Consider the following 10,374-nt stretch of genomic DNA (forward strand, 5'->3'; position numbering starts at 1 on the left):
CTTGACGTCCGTTAACGCCGGAGATACGTCTGCGCCTACTCTCACGGATTTCGGGCAGCACTCAGAGGGGCATTTCATGATTCGCTTCTTCAAGCCCTCGCACCATTCGAGCTTGTCTCTGGAGAAGAAGACGCATCGTTACTTTCCTCGTCTACGCTTTCGTTATTCTGCTTCAAGCCGTGCAAGCACACGGTCTTTTCCTAGTAATTGAATCGTGTTCGGGAGTTCTGGACCATGCGTCTGTCCTGTCGTCGCGACACGAATTGGCATGAATAAGTTCTTTCCTTTTTGACCAGTCGCTTTTTGCGTCGCTTTGATCGATGCTTTAATCGCTTCTGGTGTCCACTCTTCGAGAGCACGTAACTGGTTCGCGAATTCTGCAAGTACAGTCGGAACCATCTCGCCACTCAAGACAGTGTTTGCCTCTTCATCATACACCACTTCGTCCTCAAAGAACATCTCTGAAAGCTTGACGATTTCCGCGCCATGCGTCATCTGTTCGCGGTATAACGCGACGAGATCACGTGCCCAAGCGAGCTCTTCTTCTGAAGGTGACGCTTCGACGCGACCTGCTTCTTGTAGGAACGGAAGACTGGCTTCGAATACTTCTTCGAACGATTGGTGTTTCATGTACTGGCTGTTGATCCAAGCCAATTTGTTTTGGTCAAAGACAGCCGGACTCTTCGAGAGACGATCCGCGTCAAAGATTTCGATGAACTCTTCTTTCGTGAAGATCTCTTGTTCGCCGACTGGTGACCAACCGAGAAGCGTGATGAAGTTGAGCATTGCTTCCGGGAGATAACCGAGCTCTTTATACTGCTCGATGTACTGAATGATCGAGTGATCACGTTTCGAGAGTTTCTTGTGTGATTCGTTGACGATCAATGTCATGTGACCGAACGTCGGGTATTCCCAACCGAACGCATCATAGATCATCATCTGTTTCGGTGTGTTCGAAATATGGTCATCTCCACGAAGAACATGGCTGATCGCCATCAAGTGATCGTCGATGACGACGGCAAAGTTGTACGTCGGAATGCCATCTTTTTTGACGATGACCCAGTCACCGAAGTCTTTTGATTCGAATGAGACGTCGTCTTTGACGATATCATTCCATGTATACGTGACATCTTCCGGTACACGAATCCGAATCGACGGCGTGCGACCTTCTGCTCGGAACGCTTCTTCTTGTTCTGCTGTCAGGTTACGGTGTGCCCCTGAATAACGTGGTGCTTCTCCACGTGCGATTTGTGCTTCGCGTTCTGCTTCGAGCTCTTCCGATGTCATGTAGCAACGGTAAGCGAGTCCCTTTTCAAGTAACTCGTCCGTGTACTTTTGATAGATATCGAGACGCTCCATTTGTGAATAAGGACCGTACTCGCCACCGCGATCTGGACCTTCGTCCCAATCGACACCGAGCCACTCGAGGTTCTTCATTTGACTCTCGACACCACCTGCGATGTTCCGCTTTTGGTCCGTATCCTCGATTCGTAATACCATCTTACCGCCTAAGTGGCGCGCAAACAGATAGTTAAATAATGCAGTCCGGGCATTCCCGATATGCAAGTGTCCTGTTGGACTTGGGGCATAACGTACTCGTACTTCTGCCATTGCCAATCACTCCTTCGACTAAAATTCGCTTATCTAGTATACCTTATTCTTCGATTCGTTTCAGTAGAATCACTGCTTGACAAGCGATTCCCTCTTCTCGTCCCGTAAAACCTAACCATTCCGTCGTCGTTGCCTTGACATTGATCTGTTCAATGTCCGCTTCGAGTAATTCCGCGATTCGCGCACGCATCGTGTCGATGTACGGACGAAGCTTTGGTGCCTGTGCGATGACTGTCGCATCTAGGTTGCCAAGCTCATACCCTTGTTGTTTAACGAGCGCGTAGACATGCTGCAGCAATTTTGCTGAATCGGCATCCTTGAATTCCGGATCCGTGTCCGGAAAATGTTTTCCGATATCTCCTGCTGCGATTGCACCAAGTGCCGCGTCGGCAATCGTATGTAACAAGACGTCTGCATCCGAATGACCGAGCAATCCTTTCGTGTGCGGAATCTCGATGCCGCCTAAAATCAATTTCCGATCCTCTGCAAAGGCATGTACATCAAAACCTTGTCCAATTCGAATCATCGTCATTTCCCTCGTTTCATTAGAATCGCTTCACCGAACCATAGATCGTCCGGTGTCGTCATCTTGATATTTTCGTAGTGACCGTGGACGATCGTTACTTTTCCTCCGTCCCATTCTATCAAACTTGCATCATCGGTTCCTAGGTATTTCGTTGCCGCTTTTTCATGAACCGTGCGAATCGTCGCAAGATCAAACGCTTGTGGTGTCTGGGCTGCCATCAGGCGTTCCCGCGGGACGGTCTCACTGATGTGATTTGCTTCGATCCGTTTGACGGTATCTTTGATCGGTACCGCGAGAATCGCTGCCTGATCTTGGACTGCTGCTTGGACAACCGCCTGAATCGCTGCTTGTGAAATGAACGGTCGGGCACCATCATGGATCAGAACGATTCCTTCGCCTTCTAACGCCTCAAGACCACGAAGCACACTTTCCTGACGTTCGGCACCACCCGTGACAAGTCTAATCGATGTCTTATAAGACGCGATAAGACTTGTAAACCATTCCTGTTCTAGTGGATTGATCGCAAGGATGATTTCCGTACATGCCGGATCTGCCTCGAAGACATCCAGTGTCCAAGCGATGATTGGACGGTCTCTTAGTTCAAGCATCAATTTATTACGATCTGCGCCCATCCGCTTACCGGCACCGGCAGCGGGGATGACGACGCGATATGTGGCCGTAGACATCTCATTCCCTCTTTTCTATCTCACTGATCATCGTGATCCATTCCATCACACCGAAAACGGACTCGATCATGAAATCGAATCCGTTGCGGGGTCTATCCGAATGCCTCTCGATGTCTCTCTAGGCATAGTGTCTCATTTTTCTTGTGGTTTCGCAAAAATCATTCGTCCAGCTGACGTCTGCAAGACACTCGTGACGACGACGCCAATCGTTTTCGAAATGAGGTGTTTTCCGCCTTCGACGACGACCATCGTCCCATCTTCGAGATAGGCAATGCCCTGTTTTTGTTCTTTTCCTTCCTTGATGACAAGAACGGTCATCTCTTCTCCTGGAATGACGACTTGTTTGACGGCATTCGCCAGGTCATTGATGTTAAGAACAGGAACATGTCGGACTTCACAGACTTTGTTCAAGTTATAGTCGTTCGTGACGACGATCCCTTTGATGAGTTCCGCGAGTTTAATCAGTTTGATGTCTACTTCCGGTACATCCTCGAAGTCGCCATCGTAAATTTCGACCTCAACACCGGGAATCTCTTGTAACTCTTTTAAGACATCGAGTCCACGACGTCCACGGTTTCGTTTCAACGTGTCCGAAGAATCGGCGATGTACTGCAACTCCCCAATGACGAATTGCGGAACGATCAGCTTTCCTTCGACGAAACCGGTCTTCGTGATATCCGTGATCCGCCCGTCGATGATGACGCTCGTATCGAGTACCTTACTGTTTGACTTAACTGGGGCGACGACTTCAGGTGCCGTCTTTTTCTCACTTTGGTTGCTACGTAAGAAGATTTTCGTCAATTCATGACGTTTACGATACCCGACTGTAAAGCCGAGATATCCGAATAACGCGGTCACGAAGATCGTTAAGACGTTACTGAGGACAGGAATACCTACCAAATCAATCAATGTACTGACGAGGAAAGCCAGTACCAACCCAATCAACAAACCAAATGTTCCAAAAAAGAGATCTGCCACTGGGGCTTTGACGAGCCGTTCTTCTAAAAATCGGAGAAGTCGAATTACCGAATCCGTAATGAATAATCCAATTAATAAGAATATGAGTGCACCAATCGTTCCAGTTACGTATTCGCTCATCAACCACGCGGGGAATGTCGTATTCGTTGCCGTTTCAATTAATTGGAAGAACTGAGGAAGCAACAAGATCCCGAGGGCAAGTCCGAGTAATGCAAAAAATACCCGAATGACGATTTTCAATCTTCTCACCTCCTTTGCTTATTTTAAGTTCATTGTAACATGTACTGATTTGAACTACCTACGCCGGAAGGAGGGGAAACTGTTTACATATCCATTACAGTTCCCCCATTTTTTGCGTCATTCCAGCTTAAAACGGAATCGTTTCACGTAATGCTTCATCCACACTCTCGACACCGACGACCGTAATCCCGTCCGGATACGTCCAACCACCCAAGTTGTTTTTCGGAATGATCGCCCGCGTGAAACCGAGTTTAGCTGCTTCTGCTACACGTTGTTCAATCCGCGATACACGACGAACTTCTCCCGTCAACCCGACTTCACCAATCACGACATCGGTCGGACGCGTCGGCTTGTCACGGAAACTAGAGGCAATGGCAACACAAACCGCTAAGTCAATCGCAGGTTCATCAAGCTTCACACCACCGGCTGCCTTGAGGTACGCATCTTGTGTCTGAAGGAGAAGACCCGATCGTTTCTCAAGGACGGCCATCAATAACGCTACTTTATTTTGATCGATTCCGGTCGCCATCCGTCTAGGATTGCCGAATGACGTCGGTGAAATCAACGCTTGCAGTTCGACGAGGACGGTCCGTGTCCCTTCCATGGAAGCGACGATCGTCGAACCGGATACACCGGACGTCCGCTCCTCGAGGAAAATTTCTGACGGATTCAAGACCTCTTCAAGACCAGACTCCCGCATCTCAAAAATTCCGATCTCATTCGTTGAACCAAATCGGTTTTTGACAGCACGCAGAATCCGGAACGTATGGTGACGTTCGCCTTCGAAATACAAGACAGCATCCACCATGTGCTCAAGTAACCGTGGTCCAGCAATCGAACCCTGTTTCGTGACGTGACCGACGATGAAGATCGCGATCCCGCGACTCTTCGCAATTTTCATCAGCATCGCCGTACATTCCCGTACCTGTGTCACGCTGCCGGGTGCAGACTGGATTTCATCAATGTAGACGGTTTGAATCGAGTCGATGATTAAAAAACGTGGCTGTTCTTCATCGACGACACGTTCAATCATGTTCATATCCGTCTCACTAAGGACGAACAAATCCTGAGTCGGTAAGCCAAGCCGTTCCGCGCGCAATTTAGTTTGTTTGAGCGATTCTTCTCCTGAGATGTAGAGCACTTTTTCGCCACGTTGGGCAAGACGTGCGCTCGTCTGCAGTAAGATCGTCGACTTCCCGATCCCCGGATCTCCTCCAACTAGCACCATCGAACCTGGAACGATACCACCTCCGAGAACACGGTCGAATTCACCACTTCCGGTAAAGACGCGACTCTCTTCTTGCGAAACGATATTCGCGAGGCGCTCTGGCTTTAATTGTTTTGTCGTCGTATGAACGAAAGCGGCACCGCGCCGTCCTTTTTTTTCTTCGACGACTTCTTCGACCATCGTGTTCCATTCCCCGCATCCTGAACAACGTCCCATCCATTTCGGTGATTCGGTCCCACAGCTTTGACAAACGAATTTTGTTTTTAACTTAGCCAATCGATTCATCCTTTCTGTTTCAAAAAAAGAACCAGCTTCGCTCAGAAAGTGAGAAAGCTGGCCCTGTGCTCAGTGCTTATTCCGTTGCGGCAGAACTCACGTGATTCCGGCGAACGATGAATTCGTTCTCTTCGACATCAAGCGCAACACGTTCTCCTTTTTGGATATCGCCTGCGAGCAATGCTTCTGACAACCGGTCTTCCGCTTCCCGTTGAAGGGCACGACGGATTGGACGTGCGCCGTACTCTGGATCGTATCCGATATCGGCAATCTTCGAGAGGGCAGCTGGTGTCAATTCGAAATGAATTTCCTGTTCAGCCAAACGTTTTTCAAGGGTTTTCGCCATCAACTTCACGATCTCTTCGATGTGTTGTTTCTCGAGTGAGTGGAAGACGATCGTTTCATCAATCCGGTTCAAGAACTCTGGACGGAACGCCCGTTTGAGTTCTTCCATGACTTTATCTTTCATGTCTTTGTATTCGCGATCCGTATCTTCAGAAACAGCGAAGCCGACATATTTATTACGTTTAAGAGCACTTGCACCGACGTTCGATGTCATGACGATGATCGTGTTACGGAAATCAACCGTCCGACCTTTCGAGTCTGTTAGGCGTCCATCATCAAGTACTTGCAAGAGAATGTTGAAGACTTCCGGGTGCGCCTTCTCGATTTCATCAAGTAAGATGACTGAGTATGGTTTCCGGCGAACTTTTTCCGTTAATTGACCGCCTTCTTCGTAACCGACATAGCCTGGAGGTGAACCGACGAGACGACTCGTTGCATGTTTCTCCATGTACTCTGACATGTCGATCCGGATGATTGCATCCTCATCACCGAACATTGCTTCGGCAACCGCACGTGCGAGTTCTGTTTTACCAACCCCAGTAGGACCGAGGAAGATGAACGAACCGATCGGACGTTTTGGATCTTTCAGTCCAGCACGTGCGCGACGGATCGCTTTTGAAATCGATTTAACGGCTTCATTTTGACCGATGACACGATCGTGAAGGATTTCTTCGAGGCGAAGGAGACGATCCGTCTCTTCTTCCGCGATCTTCGTGACCGGTACACCTGTCCAGTTGGCAACAACTTGTGCGATGTCATCTTTTGTGACTTCAAGTTTTTCGTTGCCTTGTTTATTCTGCCATTCCTCTTTCAAACGCTCAAGCTCATCGCGTAATTTTTGTTCCGTGTCGCGGAGGCTTGCTGCTTTTTCGAACTCTTGACTTTGGACAGCTTCATCCTTGTCCTTACGGATACCCTCGAGTTTTGCTTCAACTTCTTTTAAGTTCGGTGGTGCTGTGTATGAACGCAACCGAACTTTCGATGCCGCTTCATCGATCAAATCGATCGCTTTATCCGGAAGGAAACGATCCGAAATGTATCGATCCGACAAGGTGACGGCTTCTTGAATCGCTTCGTCTGTGATCGTCACACGGTGGTGTGCTTCATAACGATCGCGAAGACCAAATAGGATTTGTGTTGCTTCATCCGTTGTTGGCTCTGCGACTTGAATCGGTTGGAAACGACGTTCGAGTGCCGCATCTTTTTCGATGTATTTCCGGTACTCATCAAGAGTCGTTGCTCCGATACACTGGAGTTCGCCTCGTGCGAGCGATGGTTTAAGGATGTTCGATGCATCGATCGCACCTTCTGCTCCACCCGCTCCAATCAATGTATGCAACTCATCGATAAAGAGAATGATGTTACCAGCTTGACGAATCTCATCCATGACCTTTTTCAAACGATCTTCGAATTCACCACGGTATTTCGTGCCGGCGACGAGTGTTCCCATATCGAGTACCATGACGCGTTTATTGCGTAAGGTCTCCGGTACTTCATTGTTGATGATTTGTTGAGCGAGACCTTCGACGACAGCCGTTTTACCGACCCCTGGTTCCCCGATCAAGACTGGGTTATTCTTCGTCCGGCGGCTCAAGACTTCGATGACGCGTTGAATCTCTTTCGCGCGACCAATGACGGGATCAAGACGTGTTTCACGCGCTTGTTGAGTCAAATCACGAGCAAGGCCATCAAGTGTTGGTGTTGCGACACCTGAACCTGCTTGCGACGCGTTTGCTGTCGTTTCGCTGTTCCCAAGCAACTGGAGTACTTGCTGACGGGCTTTTGAAAGACTGATGCCTAAGTTATTTAAGACACGAGCAGCAACGCCCTCTCCTTCTCGGATCAATCCGAGTAAGAGGTGTTCTGTTCCAACGTAAGAGTGACCTAGTTTACGTGCCTCATCCATTGATAATTCGATGACTTTTTTCGCACGTGGTGTATAGTGAATCGTCGTTGCACCATCTTGTCCGCGACCGATCAACGCTTCGACTTCCATCTGAATTTTATCTGAACTGAGACCGAGTGCTGTTAAGGCTTTCGCAGCGATTCCGTCTCCTTCACGTACAAGTCCGAGTAAAATGTGTTCTGTTCCGATATTGTGGTGCCCCAACCGTACTGCTTCTTCTTGAGCAAGTGCCAATACACGTTGTGCACGTTCTGTGAATCGTCCAAACATCATTATGCAAAACCTCCTTGTGTGTGATCCCTGTTTGTCTGTTCGGTTAACATCGTCCGGATTCGTTTCGCCCGTTCGATGTCCCGTTCTCTAGATGTTAATTGTTTCCCGAAATGCTTTTGTAAAAAACCTGTTTGTAATGAAACGAGCAGTTGATGAAAAAGATTTGGAGGAAGATTGACCTCTAGTCCCAGACTGTCCGCTAAGCGAACATCCGATAACCGTTCCGTTGCTTCCCGCGCTGTAATCAGTCGAGCTGATGTCAGGACACCGTAGGAACGATATAGTCTATCCTCTAGTTCTTCTTGATACATCTCCAATAATCCTTTTCGTGCTGCCTGTTCTGCTTCAATTAATGCTTCGACGGCAAATTGATAGTCCGTGATCAGCATATCCTCACTTGCCCCAAGCGTCCGTTGGTTCGAAAGTTGGAACATGCGACCAGAGGCATCGCTTCCCTCGCCGTAACGCCCACGAATCGCGAATCCGAGTTGTCGTAAGTGTTTGATATAGCCTTGAATCTGATTCGTCAGGACCAATCCCGGTAAGTGCAACATCACGGAAGCACGAAGACCAGTTCCGACGTTACTCGGACATGTTGTTAAATATCCAAGCGTATCATCAAAAGCAATTTTAAATCGTTCACTGATCAAGCGATCGACTTGTTTTGCAATCCGAAACGCTTCTTCAAGCTGGAGCCCAGGTAATAACGTCTGGATTCGAAAATGATCCTCTTCGTTTACCATGACACTGATCTGCTCATCCTCACTAATGAAGAGTCCCGTCCGTGGATGACTGGCTAACGCTGGACTGATCAGATGCTTTTCTACTAAAGCGGTTCGCGTCAGAACATCTGCTTGATCGACGCGACCAAACCGGAACCCTTTCATCCCGTTTAGTTGGCGTTCGGTCTCTTCAATGAGCGCATTGGCTTGTGCTTCTGACAACATCGTTGAGAACGGATAACGTGTCGTATTACGCGCCAATCGGATCCGCGTCGAAACGACGATGTCGTCAAAGGGAGAAGATTGATTCATCGATTCGCTTAAAGGGTGTTGGAGCAACTCTTCAAACATGACGCAAATCCTCCTCGACACTCTCAATCTGTTGTTTTATGATTTCTGCTTCTTCATAATCTTCTGCTAAGATTTTGCGGTTAAGTTGCTCTTTGAGTCGACTGAGTTGCTGGTTCAATCGTTTTTCAAGGGTTTCCTCATCAGGTCGCGAGCCATAATGTTGCGTATGACCGTGTTGGAACTGACGAACCATACCGTCGACTTCGTCTTTGAAAAATGAATAACAAGTCGGGCAACCGACTTTACGAAGATGAAGCAATTGTTGACGGGTCATACCGCAAGACGGACATGCCGTCCCTTGGTATTCACGTGCTAACTCCCGCACACAAACCGAGCATAAGAACTTCTCATCGGTTTCCGATTCTTGTGGAAGTTTGACACGGACGATTGCTTCTCGTTCGCCACATCGTTGACAACGCATCATGCATTCCTCCAATGTCCGACGACTAGAGTCGCTTCATGGTTTGAAGAAGCGTCCGCATCAAGTGGGCACGCATCCGGTGTTGATCTTCGACCGCCATTGGCAAACTCTCTTTTTGCAACAGCGATTGAATCAAAATAGCTTCCCGCCGCGTCAGTAATTGTTCGTTCATCAAACGAATCAAATAATCTTCTGCAGCTTGTTCCGTCAAATGATCACCGATCCATGAACTGACTTCGTCTAATAGATCGTGACTATCGAGCACAACGATTTTTTGAATCCGAATGTATCCACCGCCGCCCCGCTTACTTTCAACAAAATAACCCTTTTCGACCGTAAAACGAGTATTAATGACGTAATTGATTTGTGATGGAACACAGTCAAAACGTTGTGCAATTTCTTGACGTTTGATTTCAATCGTCTTTTCGTCGTGTAAAATTTGCTTTAAATAGGCTTCGATGATATCTGTGATGTTTTGCATTGGCACCACCTCTCTGACCATCTTTGACTATTGTTTGATTTAATAGTAATCATCTAAAAAAAGAAATGCAACTGATAAGGCTTTTTAGAAAACACAAAAAAACCGACCTGCAATCTGCAGATCGGTCAAATGCCTGGCAACGTCCTATCCTCACAGGGGGAAGCCCCCAACTACTTTCGGCGTTCAAGTGCTTAACTTCCGTGTTCGGCATGGGAACGGGTGTGACCACTTGGCTATCGCCACCAGACATTTATTATCTTAACATTATGTTCACATAACGTCAAGACTTTTTTCGCTTTTTTTTGAAAGGCTCGCGCCCTCAAAACTGAA

9 protein-coding genes, 1 rRNA gene and 1 other annotated feature (1 of these 11 running past the window's edge) are annotated in these 10,374 nt (G+C 47.9%); all 10 genes read right to left on the reverse strand.

The features are described from left to right. Nucleotides 1-163, reverse strand: a binding site (T-box leader); it reaches 56 nt to the left of the window's first position. Then, entirely contained in the window at nucleotides 163-1,611 is a 1,449-nt protein-coding gene (gene gltX / locus B3M90_RS10550; protein ID WP_214856807.1) for a glutamate--tRNA ligase, read from the reverse strand. Its footprint overlaps the feature before it by 1 nt. A 43-nt stretch (nucleotides 1,612-1,654) precedes the next feature. Beyond that, complete coding sequence (gene ispF, locus B3M90_RS10555; protein WP_029343079.1) at nucleotides 1,655-2,137, reverse strand: 2-C-methyl-D-erythritol 2,4-cyclodiphosphate synthase; 483 nt, start codon at nucleotides 2,135-2,137, stop codon at nucleotides 1,655-1,657. A gap of 2 nt (nucleotides 2,138-2,139) precedes the next feature. Next, complete coding sequence (gene ispD, locus B3M90_RS10560; protein WP_290784013.1) at nucleotides 2,140-2,823, reverse strand: 2-C-methyl-D-erythritol 4-phosphate cytidylyltransferase; 684 nt, start codon at nucleotides 2,821-2,823, stop codon at nucleotides 2,140-2,142. A 132-nt stretch (nucleotides 2,824-2,955) separates the two neighbouring features. Then, on the reverse strand, nucleotides 2,956-4,041 hold the full coding sequence (locus tag B3M90_RS10565) for a PIN/TRAM domain-containing protein (RefSeq protein WP_290784015.1): 1,086 nt from the start codon (nucleotides 4,039-4,041) through the stop codon (nucleotides 2,956-2,958). A gap of 127 nt (nucleotides 4,042-4,168) precedes the next feature. Then, entirely contained in the window at nucleotides 4,169-5,545 is a 1,377-nt protein-coding gene (radA, locus tag B3M90_RS10570) for a DNA repair protein RadA (protein WP_029343076.1), read from the reverse strand. A 76-nt stretch (nucleotides 5,546-5,621) separates the two neighbouring features. Beyond that, a complete protein-coding gene (clpC, locus tag B3M90_RS10575; protein WP_023466588.1) occupies nucleotides 5,622-8,069 on the reverse strand; it encodes an ATP-dependent protease ATP-binding subunit ClpC in 2,448 nt (815 codons plus the stop codon). Further along, nucleotides 8,069-9,142: a protein arginine kinase gene (locus B3M90_RS10580; RefSeq protein WP_195866116.1), complete on the reverse strand. Its 1,074-nt coding sequence runs from the start codon at nucleotides 9,140-9,142 to the stop codon at nucleotides 8,069-8,071. The genes clpC and B3M90_RS10580 overlap by 1 nt, the downstream gene beginning before the upstream one ends. Then, nucleotides 9,135-9,563, reverse strand: a complete 429-nt coding sequence (locus tag B3M90_RS10585; RefSeq protein ID WP_290784017.1) for a hypothetical protein — start codon at nucleotides 9,561-9,563, stop codon at nucleotides 9,135-9,137. Before B3M90_RS10585 ends, B3M90_RS10580 begins: the two co-directional genes overlap by 8 nt. A gap of 25 nt (nucleotides 9,564-9,588) precedes the next feature. Continuing rightward, nucleotides 9,589-10,044 (reverse strand): CtsR family transcriptional regulator, encoded by a 456-nt coding sequence (locus B3M90_RS10590; RefSeq protein WP_023466578.1) that lies wholly within the window; start codon nucleotides 10,042-10,044, stop codon nucleotides 9,589-9,591. 131 nt (nucleotides 10,045-10,175) lie between these two features. After that, nucleotides 10,176-10,291, reverse strand: a 5S ribosomal RNA gene (rrf, locus tag B3M90_RS10595). Nucleotides 10,292-10,374: the final 83 nt, after the last annotated feature.

Origin of the sequence: Exiguobacterium sp. UBA6309 (assembly GCF_002439205.1) — a bacterium.
Lineage (GTDB): Bacteria > Bacillota > Bacilli > Exiguobacteriales > Exiguobacteriaceae > Exiguobacterium_A.

Bases quoted from the DNA above. Each gene is read 5' to 3' on its own strand.
- B3M90_RS10585 (WP_290784017.1), bottom strand. From the start codon at position 9,563: ATGCGTTGTCAACGATGTGGCGAACGAGAAGCAATCGTCCGTGTCAAA.
- B3M90_RS10580 (WP_195866116.1), bottom strand. From the start codon at position 9,142: ATGTTTGAAGAGTTGCTCCAACACCCTTTAAGCGAATCGATGAATCAA.
- B3M90_RS10590 (WP_023466578.1), bottom strand. From the start codon at position 10,044: ATGCAAAACATCACAGATATCATCGAAGCCTATTTAAAGCAAATTTTA.
- ispF (WP_029343079.1), bottom strand. From the start codon at position 2,137: ATGATTCGAATTGGACAAGGTTTTGATGTACATGCCTTTGCAGAGGAT.
- gltX (WP_214856807.1), bottom strand. From the start codon at position 1,611: ATGGCAGAAGTACGAGTACGTTATGCCCCAAGTCCAACAGGACACTTG.
- clpC (WP_023466588.1), bottom strand. From the start codon at position 8,069: ATGATGTTTGGACGATTCACAGAACGTGCACAACGTGTATTGGCACTT.
- ispD (WP_290784013.1), bottom strand. From the start codon at position 2,823: ATGTCTACGGCCACATATCGCGTCGTCATCCCCGCTGCCGGTGCCGGT.